This is a genomic window from Clavibacter davisi (genome assembly GCF_052751415.1).
In genome coordinates this window covers 2,580,400-2,595,970 of sequence record NZ_CP199882.1, presented here as the reverse complement: position 1 = coordinate 2,595,970, position 15,571 = coordinate 2,580,400, and the positions used below count along the sequence as shown (strand labels likewise).

Here is a 15,571-nt window from a genome sequence, read left to right as displayed (position 1 = left end):
CCGCATCGGCGACGGGGGCAGCGGTTCCCCGTGATCCCGGGGGAGCGCCCCCCGAACCTGGCCAGAACCTGGGAATGGAGAACCCGCCCCAACCCGATCCGCCGCGGCGCCGAAGTCCCTGTGTCGCCCGGGGGAACCGGGTGGATCCCAGCCCACACAGCGAAGGAATCATCATGCGCAACCTCACCAAGTCCGTCTTCGGCCTCGCCACCGCCGGCTTCCTCGTCGTCGGCCTCGCGGCCTGCTCGACCCCCTCCGACTCCGGTTCGTCCTCCTCGTCCTCGTCGAAGCCCGCCGCGACCGCGACGACCGAGGCGAACCCGACCGCTCTCGCCACGATCCCGAAGCTCACCGGCGTCGACACCAAGGTCACGCTCGACTCCGGCTTCACTGGCGCCCTCACGACCCTGGGCCTGACCCCCGGCGTCATCGGCACCGCGACCCTCGACGGCGCCACCGGCACCCTCGCGTTCCCCATCACCGGCGGCAACGTGAAGTACTTCGACCCGCAGCAGTCCTACCGCCCCTACGTCCAGGGCGAGATCGACCACTCCGGCTCCGGCATCAGCCTCACCGCCGGCTCGACCGTCGTGAAGCTCACCGACTTCGTCATCGACCCCGGCACCAGCCGCCTCACCGGCTCGGTCCAGGTCGGCGACGGCGAGGTCATGAAGGACGTCTACATCTTCAACCTCGACGGCACGACCCTGAAGCCCCTCGCGATGGAGAGCGACAAGGCCGTCCTCGAGGGCACCACGGTCAAGATCAGCCCCGACGCCGCATCGCTGCTGAACAGCACCTTCAAGACCGACGCCGTCACCGACAAGCTCGTCGTCGGCATCGCCAAGATCACCGTCAACACCAAGTAGCACCCACCCGGCTCCGCCGGGACGCACCACCTGCGATCACAGCAGAACGCATCGACGGCCTCGTCTCCCTCATCGGGAGCCGGGGCCGTCGTGCGTGCGGGGGCGGATCCCGCGACCTCGCGTCAGCGGAAGTCGCCGACCTGGCGCTCCACCGGAACCGTGCCCGGGACGACCACTTCGCCGGTGTGCGCCGTGGTGACCGTCTCGATCAGGACGATCTCCACCTCCTCGTCGGCGACCGGGTTGTGCCGCACGCCCCGCGGCACGACGTGGAACTGGCCGGGTCCGAGCACGACCTCCCGGTCGTCGGGCAGCTGGATGCGGAGTCGGCCCGACACGACCAGGAACATCTCGTCCTCGGCGTCGTGCGCGTGCCACGTCAGCTCGCCGAGCAGCTTCGCGACCTTCACGTACTGGTCGTTCACCCGCCCCACGACCCGGGGCGTCCAGTGGGCGGTCACCTCGCGGAGCTCGGCGGCGATGTCGGTCACGGGAGGATGCGTCATGGGTCCATCCTCCGACGGTCCGCGCGGGATCAGCCGATCGTGACCGCGAAGCCCGCCACGCTGCGGGTCACCGTGCCGGTGGCGAGCTCGACGAAGAGCGTGGTCACGGTCGAGTCGCGCGGGTTCCGCGGGTAGTCGTCGCTCGCGCCGCGGGCCGGATCCGGCACGGTCTCGAGCAGCGCGAAGCGGCCGTTGGGCGTCACCTTCAGGCCCGTGATGCGGGTCCGGGGATCCGCGGGCACGTACACGTCGCTCGCCTTCCCGTCGCGCACGACCACGAGCCGCTGCGTGGCGGTGCCGGTCCCGGCGTCGAGGGACGTGCGCACGCGGAGCACCGCGGCGTCGTCGCCGGGCACGAACGAGATCGCGCCGTCGTACTGCAGGTCGGCGCCGCCGGTCTCGGTGGGCAGCCGCGTCTGCTGCGCCGTGCGGAGGTCGATCTCGGTCGTCGAACCCGGATCCGTGACCGCGAGCCGCGTGCCGTCCGCCGAGAACGGGCCGAGCGTGCCGTGGCGGCCGAGCGGCACGATGGGCGTGGATCCGTCGACCGTCACGAGGTACAGGTCGCCGTCCTGCCCGTGCGCCACGAGCTGCGGGCGGCCGGGCACGAAGCCCCACGCCTGCACGCTGAGCTCCCGTCCGTCGAGGCCCGTCACGGCAGCGGGGGCGGCACCGGCGCCCACGTCGTCGACCATGAGGGTGTCGTCGTAGGGCCCGCCGTCCGCGCTCGTGAAGCGGAAGCCGACCGTGGTGCCCGCGTCCTCCGCGTGCAGGTCGTCGAGGGCGCCGCGGCCGGGCAGGGGGAGGTCGGCCTGGCCGGATCCGTCCAGCGCCGCGATGACGAGCCCGTTCGTGCCGTCGTCCTGGAGCGTCGCGACCACGAGCGACTTCCCGACGACCGCGTACTCCTGGATCTTCGTGGCCTGGAACACCACGTCGCTCGTGCCCTCGCCGCTCCCGGCGACGTCCTGGCGGAGGATGCGGTCGGCCTGCTGCTCGCCACCGCGGACGAGCACGTACATGCCGGGGTCGCCCGTGCGGAACGACGTCGCGAGGTCCGACGCTGGGCCGCCGCCGACGCCCTGGACGCCGTCGATCGACACCGTGTAGTCGGCGTCGTACGCCAGCGGGCGCGTGAAGTCGAGGATGATGCGGTCGGCCTGCGTGTCCACGGTGAAGTCGGCGCCCGGCTCCATCCGCACGCGGGACGCGTCGAGCGGCGCCACCGGCCGGTTCGCCGCGAGCACGAGCCGCTGGCGCGACTGCTGCACGACGGCGAGCGGATCCACGTCGGTGCGCACGAGCCGCGGCCCCTGGCTGCCGGCGACCGCGAGCAGGCCGCCGGCGATGAGCACGAGCACGAGGATCACGGCGGTGAACGCCCGGCGGAAGGCGCGCGGGGATCGGGCGGCGTCGGTCACGGACGGCTCAGTAGACGTAGGGGTCGGCGGGCTGGTCGACCTTCGTCACGCCCTGCGGCATCACGGCCAGCGGCTGCCGGCTCTTCGCGCTCGGGTTCGAGGCGAAGGGGCCCTTCACCTCCACCCACTCGTCGGTCTGGAGCGTCGACTTCCAGCCGGGCTGGTAGACGGGCACGCCGACGGGCTGCGCGTCGACCGCGCAGCAGGTGACGACGAAGCGGGTCACGTAGAAGACGTCCTCCGGGTCGTCGGGGTCGGCGCTGACGAAGCCCGTGATGTCGACGGACTTCGAGGTGAAGAAGGTGGGGTCCGTGGTCTGCGCGAGGAGCTGCGACCAGTCCTTGACGCCGAGCGTGGAGAAGTCGCTCGTGCCGAGGAGCTCCTGGTCGGGCGCGGCGTCGGAGGAGACCGTGCTCGAGTTGAGGGCACGCTGCGTCACCGTGCTCTGGGTGAGCGTGCGCGGCGGGAGCACGAGGACGGCGACGACCGTGATCGTGACGACGGTCGCGACGGCGACGCGGGAGGCGCGGGCGCGGAGGGTGCGGCGGGCGGCGGGCGACGCGGATCCGCCGCCGTCGTGGTCGTGCGCGTGATCGTGGTCGTCGGCCGCCTCGGCGGGGCGGAGCGCGAACCCGGCGACGGTGGCGACGAGGCCGATGACCGCCATGATCGCCGTGAAGACGAAGTAGCGCGGGTGGATGTAGAGGCCGAGCTGCCCGGTGATCGTGAGCCACAGCGTCGAGACGATGCACGCGGCGAGGAGCACGAGGCCCACGGTGGAGGAGGCGCGGCCGCCCGCGGCACGGCGGCGGCGGGCGCGGCGGAGGGCGGGGGCCGCGCGGTCGGCGGTGCGGGTGTCCGCGGCGCTCGCGTCGGCGGGCATCGGGTGTCCGTCGGTCCGGTCGTCAGGCGATGGCATTGACTCCCCATCCCAGCGCGAGGCTGATCAGCGCGACGACCGAGGTGATCATCACGAGCGTGCGGGTCGAGTAGGTGGTGCGCATGAGCGCGAGCATCTTCACGTCGATGACCGGGCCGAACACCAGGAAGGCGACGATGCCGCCCGGGAGGAACACGGATCCGAACGAGAGCACGAAGAACGCGTCGACGTTGGAGCAGACGGAGACGACGAAGGCCAGGAGCATGAGCGCGAGCACCGAGAGGATCGGGCTGCCGCCGAGCGTGACGAGCACCTCGCGCGGCACGGCGACCTGGATGAGACCCGCGAGCAGGGAGCCGATGACGAGCGCCGGCATGATCGTGGTCGCCTCGCGGCCGAACAGCGAGATCGACTTCCGGACGCGGGCGCCGCCGTGCGCGTGCGGGTCCGGCAGCGCGCACTCGGCGCGGAACTCGTCGGTGAGGAGCCGGTCGGGCTCGGGGTGGAGGCTGAACAGCCAGCCGACCACGTTCGCGATGAGGAAGCCGCCGACGAGGCGGGCCACGAGGATCCAGCCGTCCCAGCCGAAGGCCGCGTGCGTCGTGATGATGGTGATCGGGTTGAGGATCGGCGCGGCCAGCAGGAACGTGATCGACTCCGGCACCGTGAAGCCGCGCACCACCAGGCCGCGCGCGAGCGGCACGTTGCCGCACTCGCAGACCGGCAGCGCCATGCCGAGGAACGAGATGCAGGCGCGGCGCGCGAAGGGGTTCCGCGGCAGGCGGCGCTCGATGACGCCGGGCGGCACCCACACCTGCACGACGATCGACAGGACGATGCCGAGGATCACGAACGGCAGCGACTCCACGATGACGCTGACCGAGAGCGTGACGAGGTCCTGGAGGCGGTCGGGGAGCACGCTGTCGCCGAGCGCGGGGGAGGCGGCGCGGAGGGCGAGCAGCAGGAGGACGAGGGCGAGGCCCGTGACGAGGCCGGTGCGGATCCCGGTGGGGGACGGGCGCGGGGCGTCGTGGTCGTGGGGGTGGTCGTGCGCGGCGGGCGGGGGCGGGGCCGTGAGGGTCGCGGTCGCCGGGCCGGGCGCCGGGCCGGCTCCCGCCTCGGCGTCGCGGGCACGTCGGTCGCGGATCCGCTCGCGTCGCGGACGCGAGGAGCGCGCGGGCCGGTCGAAGGGCGAGGCGCCGTCGTCGTCGGGGGTGAAGGGGCTGTGCCGGTCCGTCATCGCGGACCGGTGGCGCGGGGGCCGGGTCCGGGGGTCGCGCGCACGGGATCCACCCTAACCGCGGGGGGATCGGACCTCCGTGAGTGCGGCGGCGGGGCGGCGCGCGCGGGGGTCACCGGTGTCCCCGACCGCGGCGGTCGCGGCCGCCGCCGTCACCGGTAGGCCGCCGGGAGCACCGGGCACGCTTCGGCGATCCGCTCGTCCATGGCGCGCGGGAATGGGGTCCAAGGCCGCTCGGCGCGCACGGCGGCGATGAAGTCGTCGACCGCGGGGACCTCGCCGTCGTACGGCCTCCCCTCCGCGGCGTAGCAGGGGATCAGGTAGGAGAGGTAGTAGTCGTGGATGTAGGCCAGCTCGGCGTCGGATCGCGGGCCGGCCTCCCGCTGGGGGAAGCGGACCTGGCAGACGTAGACGGCGACCGGATCCGCGTCGGTCAGCTCGTAGCTGTCGTCTCCGACCCTGGACGCCGTGACGCCCGCGTCCCGCAGGCAGGCGATCTGCTGGTCGATGTGGTCCTCCTCGTCGACCACGCGCTCCGTCTGCACGTCGGGCCGCACCGCGTCGGGCTCCTGGTCGAGCACGAGGCGCCAGGCCTGATCGGCGCGCACCTGCAGGCTCTCGGCCAGCTCGGCATCGGTCTGCGGGACCGGGACGGGTGGATCGGCCGTGAAGTCGGGGACGACGGATCCGCGTCGGCCGTCGGGCGTGCCCATCGCCTGGCCGCGCGGGGTGGCGGTCGCGGTGGCGGTGGAGCCGCCGCTCGAGGGCGGCGGCGAGGCGGTGGTGCGGCCGACGTCGAGGAGGCCTGCGGCGGAGGCGACGCCGAGCCCGGCGAGCACGAGGACGCCGGCCGCGAGAACCGCGAGCGGACCGGGTCGGAGCGCCCGGCGGCGGGCGGGCGCGGCGACGGGGGCGTCCGCTGTGCGGTCGTCGTCGAGAGCCGCTGGCGTGGAAGCCGCGTCCGCGTCCGCTGCCGTGACCGCGGGCCGCTCCGCCGCGAGCAGCGCCGCGCCCTCGTCGACGAGCCGTGCCTCCGCCGCGAGCAGCGCGACGAGCGGCGCCGGCAGCTCGGCCTCGTCGTACCCCGTGCGCGCGCGGAGGTCGGCGGGGACCTCGACGAGCGGCGCGGTGGATCCGTCGCGGCCGTAGGCGGTGCGTCGCAGCCCCTCGAGACGGCGCGCGGCATCGGGATCGTCGCGGAGGCGCCGGGCGAGGGCGGCGTCGGGGTCGAGGCCGTCGAGCGGGTCGGACATGCGGCCTCCTCGTCGCGGGCCCGGACGCCGCGGCCGTGCGTCCGTGCGGCCGTGCGGTCGTGCGGGTACCGCCCACGGTACGGCGGTGGTCCCGCCGTGGCGAGGCCCCATCCGGGTCAGTCGGCGGCCTCCGCGCCGACCCGGCCGGATCGGGCCATGATCCGGACATGACCACCGACGCCCGCCCCGCCCTCACCGACGCCCAGCTCACCGCCCGCGACCACGTCCCCGGCCTCGTGCACCACGTCGTGCTGTTCCGGCTCCGGGACGACGCGACGCCCGCCGACCGCGACGACGTGGAGCGCCGCTTCCGCGCGCTCGCCGACTCGCCGCACCCCGACGGGTCCGGCCCGTACATCCGCTCGCTTCACGCCGGTCGGCAGTCGAGCCCCGAGGGCGTCGGTCGCGGCTTCGAGCTCGGCTTCGTGCTGACCTTCTCCTCGGAGGGCGACCGCAACCTCTACCTCGGGGAGCCGCTCATCGCGGATCCGGCGCGCATCGATGTGCAGCACGCCGCCTTCAAGGGGTTCGTGGGGCGGCTGCTGGCGCCGGATCCGCACGGGGTGCTGGTGTTCGACTTCACGGAGCCGGAGCCGGAGCCGGAGCCGGAGCCGGAGCCGGCGACGGAGCCGGAGGCGGCGACGTCGGCCGGCGGCCAAGCGGGGGCGTCTGCGGCCTGATCCCGCGCCCCAGAAGCGGGCCAGGCCGCCGTCGGGGTCGCGCGCCGGGGACCCTGCGGCCAGCATGGGTGAGGACGCCCGCCGCCCACGATCCGCCGACGAGACGAGTTCCGTGCCCGCATCCGCCCGCCCCTCCGCCTCCAGCCCGAACGCATCGGCCGACCGGGACGACCCGGCCGCCCTCGCGCCGGATCCGCGCCTCGACGCGCAGACGCGCCGCCCGCAGTCGTGGATCCGCGCCGTCGCGGTCGCGCTCCTCGCCTGGGTCGTGCTCGGCGTGGGTCTCGGCCTGGCAATCGGCATCACGGACGTGGTGGAGCAGGCGACCAGCGCCGGCCTGCTCGCCAGGATCGTCCTGCAGGCCGTGCTGATGTCCGCGCTCGTCGTGCCCGCCGTGGTGCTCCTGCGCCGGCGGCTCGATCGCCGGAGCCTCGCGTCCCTCGGCCTCTCGCGGCGGATCGGGCGGCCGATCGCGCTGGGCGTCGGGGTGGGCGCGGTGACGGGCGCGGTCGTCTGGGTCCCGGCCGGCCTCCTCGGCTGGATCCGCGTCGACGGCATCGACGCCGCCGCGTTCGTCGGCTTCCTCCTCCTCAACGGCCTCGTGCTCGCGCTCTACGAGGCGATCCCGGAGGAGCTCGCCCTCCGCGGGTACATGTGGACGAACCTCCGCGACGGCACCGGCCTCGTCGTCGCCACCCTCGTGACCACCGCCCTCTTCCCCGCCACCGGCGTCGTGATCGAGTCCGGCCGCTGGATCGTGCGGACGCTCGCGGGGTCGGACACCGGCGCCTTCACGCCGATTCCCGCCGGGAACGACGCGGTCGTGTACGTGCTCCAGCTCGGGCTGTTCGGGCTCGCGCTCATCGCCGCACGGCGGATCCCGGTGGAGGGCGCGCTCCTCATCGCGATGGCGTTCCACTGGACGCAGCTCACGGTCACCCGGGTGCTGCTGGGCGGCATGGCCTGGGCGTCGTCGGGCTGGGACGTCGCGTTCGCCGAGCCCGACGCGATCGCGCTGGTGCTCGTGCACATCGTGCTCGCCGGCATCGTCTTCGTCGCGGTGCGGTGGGGGATGGAGCGGCGGGCGCCCGAGCGGCGGGCGGTGCGCGGAGGCGGTGCCCAGGATCCCGACCTACGGTAGGTATGTCCATGCGATCGCATGGACCAGTGGCTCCGCCTACGAGACGCGGGCCGCCGTCCCCGACTCGTCAGGAGACCCCATGACCACCACCCGCTTCGCCGACCAGGTCGTCCTCATCACGGGAGGCGGATCCGGCCTCGGCCGCGCCGCCGCCGTCCGCCTCGCCTCCGAGGGCGCCCGCCTCGCCCTCGTCGACATCTCCGAGCAGGGCCTCGCCGCCACCGTCGAGGCCGTCACCGCCGCCGCGCCCGACGCCGAGGTCCTCACCGTCATCGCCGACGTGTCGCAGGAGTCCGACGTCGACGCCTACGTGCAGCAGACCATCGAGCGCTTCGGCCGCATCGACGGCTTCTTCAACAACGCCGGCATCGAGGGCCGCCAGAACCTCACCGAGGACTTCACGGCCGCCGAGTTCGACAAGGTCGTCGCCATCAACCTCCGCGGCGTGTTCCTCGGCCTCGAGAAGGTGCTCGCCGTGATGCGCGCGCAGGGCTCCGGCATGGTCGTGAACACCGCGAGCGTCGGCGGGATCCGCGGCGTCGGCAACCAGTCCGGCTATGCGGCGGCGAAGCACGGCGTCGTGGGCCTCACCCGCAACTCCGCCGTCGAGTACGGCGAGTTCGGCATCCGCGTCAACGCGATCGCGCCCGGGGCCATCTGGACGCCGATGGTCGAGGCGTCGATGAAGCAGATCAGCGCCGACGACCCGCGCGGCGCCGCCGAGCAGTTCATCCAGGGCAACCCGACGAAGCGCTACGGCGAGGCGGAGGAGATCGCGTCGGTCGTCGCGTTCCTGCTGTCCTCGGACGCCGCGTACGTGAACGCGGCCGTGCTGCCGATCGACGGCGGGCAGTCCGCGAAGTACTGAGCGGCGGGATCCGGGTCGGTCGGCGCGGGCGGCGGGCCCGGCGCGACCGGCGCGGGTCAGCTGAACGGCGCGGTGGGCACCTGGCACGTCACGGGCTGGCCCGCCGCGGCCGTCGAGGAGGCGATCTCCTTCACGCCGTCGACGAGGATCCGGCAGGTCAGCGCCTCGCCGTCCCGCGGAGTCGCCTGGACGAAGGCCCAGTCCTCCGCGGTGACGACCGTCTCGGCCGACCAGATCGAGCTCGCCGAGTCGTCGCCGGGGGAGAAGGACACGGTGCCGACCTCCTTCACGATCGACGGGTGACCGCGGCGGGCCGCCTCCGCGTAGGAGACATCCGCGAGCCCGCCGTCCGCCGCCCCCGTCGTGGTCACCTCGTAGGTGATGGCGTAGATGTCGGCCAGGTCGTCGGTGATGTCGGAGCACGCGGTGAGGGCGAGCGTCGCGGCGCTCACGGTCAGGGCGATGCCGCAGCGCATGGCGGCGCGGCGGGATGCAGCGGGGGTCATGCGACCAGTCTCGCGGGCGCGCGCCGGTGGTCTCGTCCGCCGGGGGTACCGTGATGCCCCGCCGATCGGCACCCGGGGACGACGCCCGAGCCGCCTCGCCCGGCAGGCGCCCGAGCCGCCTCGCCCGCAGACGCCGCGGCTGCCGCGGAGAGCGGCACGCCCCAAACGCGCGACACGCCCGCCACGCGCGGCCTTCCCGGCCCGCCCTTGCACGCGCGGTGGGCCGGCGCTCAGCCGACCGCGGTCCGCAGGGGCGCCCTCGCGAACTCCCGCATGCCCTCCTCGAAGCCCACCTGCGGCGCCCATCCCAGCTCCGTGCGGAGCCGCTCGGAGGAGGCCGTGATGTGCCGCACGTCGCCGAGCCGGTACTCGCCCGTGGTGACGGGCGCGGATCCGCCCGCCTCCCGCGCGAGCGCCTCCGCCATCTCGCCGATGGTGTGCACGGTGCCGCTGCCCACGTTGAAGGCGCGGAAGGACCCGGCCTCTCGATCCGCGGTCCAGGCGAGGGCGGCGAGGTTCGCGCCGGCGACGTCGCGCACGTGCACGAAGTCGCGGCGCTGCCGGCCGTCCTCGAAGACGCGGGGCGCCTCGCCGCGCGCGAGCGCCGAGCGGAACAGCGACGCGACGCCCGCGTAGGGCGTGTTCTGCGGCATGCCCGGCCCGTACACGTTGTGGTACCGGAGGGCTGCCGCGCGACCGCCCGTGGCGCGGGTCCAGGAGCTGGCGAGGTTCTCCTGCGCGAGCTTCGTGGTGGCGTAGACGTTGCGCGGATCCAGGGGCACGTCCTCGCCGATGAGCGCGGGGACGAGCGGCTCGCCCGTGGCGGGATCGACCGGATCGAACATCCCCGCGTCGAGGTCGGCGACGCGGCGCGCGGGCGGGCGCACCGGGCCGTCTGCGCCCGCGTAGGCGCCCTCGCCGTAGACCACCATGGAGCTCGCGAGCACGAGCCGGTCGACGCCGGCGCGCGTCATGGCGGCGAGCAGCACGGCGGTGCCGCCGTCGTTCGTGTGCACGTAGTCGGGGGCGTCGAGGAAGTCGACGCCGAGGCCGACCTTGGCGGCCTGGTGGCACACGGCGTCGACGCCGTCGAGCGCGCGGGCCACCTGGTCCGGATCCGTGACGTCGCCGTGCACGAGCTCCGCCCGCGGGTCGATCTCGGGGGTGCCGCCGTGCACGTCGGCGCGCAGCGAGTCGAGGATGCGCACGCGGCGCCCCTCCGCCAGGGCGGCCGCGACGACCGTGCCGCCGATGAACCCGGCGCCGCCCGTGACGAGAAGGATCCCGTCGCTCACGAGCGCGCCCCGTCCGCGTCGGTCGTGCCTGCCGAGCCCGCCGTGCCGGTGACGGGTCGCGCGAGCACGGACGCCACCGCGTCCCGGTCGATGAGCGGCCGGCCGCGGTAGTCGGCCGGGATCGCGCGGATGACCGCCTCGATCGCCCGCACGATGCGCGGCTGCGCCTCCCGGAGCCGGGCGAACACCAGCTCGGCGGTGACGGCGTCGCCCTGCTCGCCGGGGAGGGGCGCGAGGCCCGCATCGGCGTCGGTGACGAACGACAGGTTGACCGTGCCGATGTTGAGCTCGGACGCGAGCACGACCTCCGGGTACTGCGTCATGTTGACGATGTGCGCGCCCGCCTGGCGGAACCACAGCGACTCGGCGCGGGTGGAGAAGCGCGGCCCCTGGATCACGACGACCGTGCCGGAGGTACGGAGCGGCCCCGCGGGATCCGCGCGGTCGCCGCCCTCCAACTCCACGAGCGCGGCGGCGGCGAGGCCGTGCAGCTCGGGGTCGAAGGGATCCGCCGCGGAGAGGTGCTGCACGACGCCCTGGTCGAAGAAGGTGTCGGGTCGGCCCCACGTGCGGTCGAGCAGCTGGTCCGTGAGCACGAGCGATCCCGGCGGGTAGTCCGGCGAGACGCCGCCCACCGCGGACGACGACACGATGGCCGTGACGCCGAGCGACGCGAGCGCCCACACGTTCGCCCGGTAGTCGATGAGGTGCGGCGCGACCGAGTGGTCCGCGCCGTGCCGCGTGAGGAACGCGACGCGCCGCCCGGCCAGCTCGCCCACGGTCACCTCGCTCGAGGTGGGGCCGAACGGCGTCTCGATGCGGTGGGACTCGCTCGTGGCGGGGTCGAGCAGCGCGTAGAGGCCGGAGCCGCCGATGACGCCGATCTCGGCGCGGGGGGCGGATGCGGCGGGCGCCGCGGCGGGGGTGTCGGTCACGTCGTGCTCCTTCGGGTGGGTGGCCAGTCAACCAGGGCGCGGTGGACGCGGGCTCGACCGCATCCGCCGCGCCCCGCTCGACGCGGACGTGACCCGCTCAGTTGAGCGGGCGCGTCCCCTCGGGCAGCGCGCCACCCGCGTACAGGTCCTTCGCCGTGTCCTGCAGTGCCGTGAGCGCGACCCGCTGGGTCCACGGCCCGTAGGAGATGCGGGCGACGCCCAACTCCTCGAAGCGGGCGGGGGAGAGGGATCCGGGGACGCCGATGACCGTGAGGCGCTGCGGGCCGAGCGCGTCCACGAGCGTGCGCACCTCGTCCTCGGTGAGCGGGCCGGGCACGAAGATCGACGTGGCGCCGGCGGCCAGGTACGCGCGGCTGCGCTCGACGGCGTCGGCCAGGATGTCGGACCGGTCGCGGTCCCCGCCCAGCACGTAGGCGTCGGTGCGGGCGTTGAGCGCGAACGGGACGCCCTCGGCCTGCGCGGCGGCGACGGCGGCCTCGACCGCGCGGATCGAGTCGGCGAGGGGGCGCATGCCGTCCTCCAGGTTGGCGCCGACGACGCCCACGCCGACGGCCCGGCGCACGGTCTCGCCCGCGTCGCCGTAGCCCGACTCGAGGTCGGCGGAGACGGGCTGCTCGACGGCGGCGACGATGCGGCCGATCATGTCGAGGTGGAGGTCGAGCGGGATCCTCTCGCCGTCCTCGTACCCGAAGGTGGCGGCGATGGAGTGGCTCGCGGTGGCGAGCGCCTTCGTCTCGGGCAGCGAGCCGATGGCGGCGGCCGAGATGGCGTCCCACACGTTCACCACCCGGAGGAGCTCGGGTGCGGTGTGGAGGTCGACGAGGTTCTGCCCGCGGGCGGCGATGGTCATGGTCCGACCCTAGGACGGCCGGGCGGCGGGCGGCAGGGGCGGCTTCGGGACCCGGACACGCGCGTACGGCCGGCGCCTGGGGAGGAGCGGCGGACCCATGCGGGGCCGCAGCTCAGCGCCGGCGACCGGCCGCCGAGCGCACAGCGGCGACGAGCAGCCCCGTCCCCGCCGCCACCACGGCGATCATCTGCACGGCGAGCGCCGCCGCCCCGGGGGATGATGGGCTCATGACCCCCGACCGCCCCGCGGACCGACGACGCCGCACGGTCGACGAGCACCGATCCGCCGTCGAGGCCCTCCTCGCGCCGTTCGCCGAGCTGCCGCCCGAGGAGCTGCCGGTCTCCGCCGAGGCGCTCGCGGCGGATCCGCACCGCCACGTCGGCCGCGTCCTCGCCCGCGACGTGGCCAGCCCCCTCGACCTGCCGCCGTTCCGCAACTCGCAGATGGACGGCTACGCGGTGCGCGCGGCCGACCTCGCGGGCGCGACCGACGCGCGTCCGGCGACGCTCCGCATCGCCCCGCGCATCCCCGCGGGCGTCGCGCCCGAGCCGCTGGCGCCCGGCACCGCGGCCCCCTGCATGACCGGCGCGCCCGTCCCGCCCGGTGCGGACGCGGTCGTGCCCATCGAGGCCGCGACGCCCGACCGCTTCGTCGACGAGGGCGCCGCGGACGCGACCGTCTCCTTCACCGCACCCGTGGATCCGGGCGCGTTCGTCCGCGCGCAGGGCAGCGACCTCGCCGCGGGCGGCGTCCTCGTCGCGGCCGGCACGCGCCTCCTGCCCGCGCACCTCGGAGTCCTCGCGTCCGCGGGCGTGGCGAGCGTCGCGGTCCGCCGCCGCCCCGTCGTGCTCCTCCTCTCCACCGGTCTCGAGCTGCGCGGCCCCGGCGAGGAGCTCGCGCCCGGGCAGATCCACGACGCCAACTCGATCGCGCTCGCCGCGGCCCTGCAGGACGCCGGCGCCGCGGTCCGTCCGCTGCGGGTCGCGTCCGACGACCCCGACCGGGTCCGCGACGCCCTCCGCGACGCCGCGACCGGCGTCGACCTCCTGATCACGACGGGCGGCGTCAGCGCCGGCGCCTACGAGGTCGTGCGCGACGTGCTCGAGGGCGGCGGCGTCGAGTTCGCCTCCGTCGCGGTCCAGCCGGGCGGGCCGCAGGGCCTCGGCACGGCCGAGGTCGGCGGCGCGCGGATAACCGTGGTCGCCTTCCCCGGCAACCCCGTCAGCGCGCTCGTCTCCTTCGAGCTGTTCCTCCGTCCGGTGCTGAGGCGGATCGCCGGCCACGCGCATCCCGACCGCCCGTCGCGCGAGCTGCCGCTGGCGGAGCCGCTCGACTCGCCCGCCGGCAAGCACCAGGTGCGGCGCGGGCGCCTCGACGCCGACGGACGCGTCGTCGCGGTCGGCGGGCCCGGATCGCACCTGCTGCACGCGTACGCGACCGCCACCCACCTCGTCCACATCCCTGCGGACGTCGCCCGGCTCGAGGCCGGCGACCCCGTCACCGTCTGGAGCATCGATGACTGATCCCGCCACGCCGGCCGCCACGCCGTCCCTCACCCACCTGCGGCAGGACGGATCCGCCCACATGGTCGACGTGACCGACAAGGCCGTCACGAAGCGCCGCGCCGTCGCCCAGGCCGTGCTCGTCACGCGGCCCGAGGTGGTCGCGGCGGTGATCTCCGGCGACCTCCCCAAGGGCGAGGCGGTCGGCACGGCCCGCATCGCGGGCATCATGGCGGCCAAGCAGACCTCGAGCCTCATCCCGCTCTGCCACCCGCTGCCGATCGGCCGGATCGAGATCGACATCACGGGGGCCGACGACCGGCTCACGGTGGTCGCGTCGGTGAGCACCACGGGCGTCACGGGCGTGGAGATGGAGGCGCTCACCGCCGCCTCGGTCGCCGCGCTCACGCTCTACGACATGCTCAAGGCCGTCGACGCGCGGGCCGTCATCACCGACGTGCTCGTGCGCGAGAAGCAGGGCGGCAAGTCCGGCGATTGGGAGCGGGCGTGAGCGCCGCGGATCCGCGCGGCCGGGCGGTCGTGATCGTCGCCTCCACCCGTGCTGCCGCAGGGGAGTACGAGGACCGCACCGGACCCGTCATCGCCGCCTGGCTCGCCGAGCGCGGCTTCGAGGTCGTCGGTCCGCTCGTGCGCGCGGACGGACCCGGGGTGGCGTCCGCGCTCGCCGAGGCGGTGGCGGGCGACGCGCGCGTGATCCTCACCACCGGCGGCACCGGCGTCACGCCCACCGACCGCACGCCCGAGGCGACGCGGCCGCTCCTCGACCTCGAGCTCCCCGGGATCATGGAGGAGGCCCGCCGCGTCGGCACGGCCCACACGCCGACGGCCGTGCTCACCCGCGGGCACGCGGGCGTCGCGGGCGGCGCGTTCGTGATGAACCTGCCCGGCTCGCCCGGTGGTGTGCGCGACGGGCTGGGGCTGCTCGACGGGATCCTCGACCACGTGCTCGCGCAGATCCGGGGTTCCGTGCACCCGGCGACGGACGCGGACGCCGACACGCGACCCGCCGCCGCGTCTGTGGACGCGGGAGCCGCCTCGTGACCGCCGACCGCGTGCTCTTCGCCCGCATCGCCGGCGGCGCGATCCGCGTCGAGGACTGCGCCGACGCCGTCCGGGCCGACGACGCCGGCGCCGTCGTGACCTTCGAGGGCGTCGTGCGCGACCACGACGACGGCCGCGGCGTCCTCTGGCTCGACTACTCCGCGCATCCGGCCGCCCGCCAGGCGATCCAGCAGGTCGCGCTCGACGTCTCGGCCCGGTACCCCAACGTGCGCATCGCCGTCGAGCACCGCATCGGCCGCCTCGGCATCGGCGACGTCGCGCTCACCTGCGCCGTCTCCTCCGCGCACCGCGCTGACGCGTTCGCCGCGTGCGGCCTCCTGGTGGACGAGGTCAAGCAGCGCGTCCCCATCTGGAAGCAGCAGGCCTTCGACGACGGCACGAGCGAGTGGGTGGCGTCGCTGGGCTGAGCCGCGTCCGGGTGGGCATGTGGACAGACGCGCGCGGCGCCGACCCGGTGTCCTAGGTTCCGGTCATCGGCGCTCGCCGACCCGACCGGAGGGCACCTCGTGCGACGGAGCGGA

At 74.9% G+C, this 15,571-nt stretch carries 17 protein-coding genes; 8 read left to right on the top strand and 9 right to left on the bottom strand.

All coding sequences use genetic code 11. The features are described 5' to 3' along the window. Window positions 1–173 precede the first annotated feature (173 nt). Complete coding sequence (locus ACU4ZT_RS12220) at window positions 174–869, top strand: hypothetical protein (protein WP_445337265.1); 696 nt, start codon at window positions 174–176, stop codon at window positions 867–869. A gap of 122 nt (window positions 870–991) precedes the next feature. Here the strand turns inward: ACU4ZT_RS12220 and ACU4ZT_RS12215 are convergent, their stop codons facing one another. From ACU4ZT_RS12215 to ACU4ZT_RS12195, 5 genes are all read right to left on the bottom strand, one after another. Further along, a complete protein-coding gene (locus ACU4ZT_RS12215) occupies window positions 992–1,375 on the bottom strand; it encodes a cupin domain-containing protein (RefSeq protein ID WP_063072511.1) in 384 nt (127 codons plus the stop codon). Between the two features lie 29 nt (window positions 1,376–1,404). Further along, on the bottom strand, window positions 1,405–2,796 hold the full coding sequence (locus tag ACU4ZT_RS12210; RefSeq protein WP_270979653.1) for a hypothetical protein: 1,392 nt from the start codon (window positions 2,794–2,796) through the stop codon (window positions 1,405–1,407). Between the two features lie 7 nt (window positions 2,797–2,803). Continuing rightward, window positions 2,804–3,679: a TIGR03943 family putative permease subunit gene (locus ACU4ZT_RS12205; protein WP_254654581.1), complete on the bottom strand. Its 876-nt coding sequence runs from the start codon at window positions 3,677–3,679 to the stop codon at window positions 2,804–2,806. Between the two features lie 22 nt (window positions 3,680–3,701). Next, entirely contained in the window at window positions 3,702–4,595 is an 894-nt protein-coding gene (locus ACU4ZT_RS12200; RefSeq protein WP_043588478.1) for a permease, read from the bottom strand. Between the two features lie 473 nt (window positions 4,596–5,068). After that, the gene (locus tag ACU4ZT_RS12195) at window positions 5,069–6,169 is read right to left on the bottom strand and encodes an anti-sigma factor (protein WP_414749073.1); all 1,101 of its coding nucleotides are present in this window, start codon (window positions 6,167–6,169) and stop codon (window positions 5,069–5,071) included. Between the two features lie 167 nt (window positions 6,170–6,336). Between ACU4ZT_RS12195 and ACU4ZT_RS12190 the strand changes: the two genes are divergently transcribed. From ACU4ZT_RS12190 to ACU4ZT_RS12180, 3 genes are all read left to right on the top strand, one after another. After that, entirely contained in the window at window positions 6,337–6,849 is a 513-nt protein-coding gene (locus ACU4ZT_RS12190; protein ID WP_445337264.1) for a Dabb family protein, read from the top strand. Between the two features lie 112 nt (window positions 6,850–6,961). Further along, a complete protein-coding gene (locus ACU4ZT_RS12185; protein WP_445337263.1) occupies window positions 6,962–7,990 on the top strand; it encodes a CPBP family glutamic-type intramembrane protease in 1,029 nt (342 codons plus the stop codon). A 79-nt stretch (window positions 7,991–8,069) separates the two neighbouring features. Further along, window positions 8,070–8,858 (top strand): glucose 1-dehydrogenase, encoded by a 789-nt coding sequence (locus ACU4ZT_RS12180; RefSeq protein WP_063072515.1) that lies wholly within the window; start codon window positions 8,070–8,072, stop codon window positions 8,856–8,858. 56 nt (window positions 8,859–8,914) lie between these two features. Here the strand turns inward: ACU4ZT_RS12180 and ACU4ZT_RS12175 are convergent, their stop codons facing one another. The 4 genes from ACU4ZT_RS12175 to ACU4ZT_RS12160 all read right to left on the bottom strand — a co-directional run bounded on the left by ACU4ZT_RS12175 (window position 8,915) and on the right by ACU4ZT_RS12160 (window position 12,465). Next, on the bottom strand, window positions 8,915–9,364 hold the full coding sequence (locus tag ACU4ZT_RS12175; protein ID WP_063072516.1) for a hypothetical protein: 450 nt from the start codon (window positions 9,362–9,364) through the stop codon (window positions 8,915–8,917). Between the two features lie 230 nt (window positions 9,365–9,594). Further along, the gene (locus ACU4ZT_RS12170) at window positions 9,595–10,659 is read right to left on the bottom strand and encodes an NAD-dependent epimerase/dehydratase family protein (protein WP_445337262.1); all 1,065 of its coding nucleotides are present in this window, start codon (window positions 10,657–10,659) and stop codon (window positions 9,595–9,597) included. Continuing rightward, window positions 10,656–11,594 (bottom strand): MTAP family purine nucleoside phosphorylase, encoded by a 939-nt coding sequence (locus ACU4ZT_RS12165; protein ID WP_270979642.1) that lies wholly within the window; start codon window positions 11,592–11,594, stop codon window positions 10,656–10,658. Before ACU4ZT_RS12165 ends, ACU4ZT_RS12170 begins: the two co-directional genes overlap by 4 nt. A gap of 97 nt (window positions 11,595–11,691) precedes the next feature. Continuing rightward, entirely contained in the window at window positions 11,692–12,465 is a 774-nt protein-coding gene (locus tag ACU4ZT_RS12160) for an isocitrate lyase/PEP mutase family protein (protein WP_270979640.1), read from the bottom strand. A 227-nt stretch (window positions 12,466–12,692) separates the two neighbouring features. Between ACU4ZT_RS12160 and ACU4ZT_RS12155 the strand changes: the two genes are divergently transcribed. Genes ACU4ZT_RS12155 through ACU4ZT_RS12140 form a run of 4 tightly spaced genes read left to right on the top strand, consistent with a single transcriptional unit; the run spans window position 12,693 to window position 15,457 of the window. Next, entirely contained in the window at window positions 12,693–13,988 is a 1,296-nt protein-coding gene (locus tag ACU4ZT_RS12155) for a molybdopterin molybdotransferase MoeA (RefSeq protein WP_063072551.1), read from the top strand. Then, window positions 13,981–14,478: a cyclic pyranopterin monophosphate synthase MoaC gene (moaC, locus tag ACU4ZT_RS12150; RefSeq protein ID WP_063072520.1), complete on the top strand. Its 498-nt coding sequence runs from the start codon at window positions 13,981–13,983 to the stop codon at window positions 14,476–14,478. The genes ACU4ZT_RS12155 and moaC overlap by 8 nt, the downstream gene beginning before the upstream one ends. Further along, window positions 14,475–15,029: a MogA/MoaB family molybdenum cofactor biosynthesis protein gene (locus ACU4ZT_RS12145; protein WP_063072521.1), complete on the top strand. Its 555-nt coding sequence runs from the start codon at window positions 14,475–14,477 to the stop codon at window positions 15,027–15,029. The genes moaC and ACU4ZT_RS12145 overlap by 4 nt, the downstream gene beginning before the upstream one ends. Beyond that, entirely contained in the window at window positions 15,026–15,457 is a 432-nt protein-coding gene (locus ACU4ZT_RS12140; RefSeq protein ID WP_445337261.1) for a molybdenum cofactor biosynthesis protein MoaE, read from the top strand. Before ACU4ZT_RS12145 ends, ACU4ZT_RS12140 begins: the two co-directional genes overlap by 4 nt. Window positions 15,458–15,571: the final 114 nt, after the last annotated feature.